1 protein-coding gene and 1 pseudogene are annotated in these 694 nt (G+C 64.4%); both read right to left on the bottom strand.

Going from position 1 to position 694, the window contains the following annotated elements:
• Positions 1 to 221 (bottom strand): annotated as a pseudogene (locus tag ACWGPE_RS18780) (haloacid dehalogenase); the annotation flags it as partial.
• 26 nt (positions 222 to 247) lie between these two features.
• A partial coding sequence (locus ACWGPE_RS18775) for an FAD-dependent oxidoreductase (RefSeq protein WP_452049277.1) occupies positions 248 to 694 on the bottom strand: 447 nt, incomplete at its 5' end.

Raw genomic sequence — 694 nt, 5'->3', positions numbered from 1 at the left:
TCGTTGCCCTTGGCCAGGTGCCGGAAGACCACGATCTTGGACTGCCCCATGGTGTCGGAGACGTAGCGCAGCATCTCCTCGCGATCGGCTTCGGTCTTCGACAGACCCGCGTGATTGTCGGCGGCCAGGAAGGACTGCTGAACCAGCCCGCTGTCCTCGACGGTGGTTCCGGCCATGTCGAACACGACGAGGCTGATCGGATCAGTTGCTTTGGTTCCCATTGGTTTGTCCCTTCGAGTTGGATCGTTCAGACGGTGGCGACGAGTCGGTCCAGCGCGTTGCCGACGCTGGCGTGGGCGAGGCCCATGCTGGTGGTCATGCCGATACCGGTGGTGACGGTGACGACGTGGGTGCCCTCGATGGGCTGTTCGATCAGGAATTCCTGACCGGGGGCAGAGGTGTACACGCCCTGCCAGCGCTCGGTGACCTCGATGTCATTGACCCCGAACAGTTTCCGGGCCTCCTCGAGGAGGACGGCGAAGCCCTCTTCGGACTGGAACGGCGGCGCGGAGACGTCGCGGTAGTGGGTATCGCCGATCAGCAGTGAGCCGTCGGGCTGCGGGGTGTACATCTGGTGCAGGTCGATCGCGACGTAATCGGGGTGTTCTGCGCGCAACCGGTCGGCCACCGCATCGGTGCTCGGCAGCCCCTCGAATCCCGAATACCTCAGCAGCGACCAGCCGGTGAACAGCGG

It is taken from the genome of Agromyces sp. NPDC055658 (assembly GCF_053618155.1).
The sequence above is the reverse complement of the archived record's forward strand: the minus strand, read 5'-3'. Positions and strand labels throughout refer to the sequence as shown.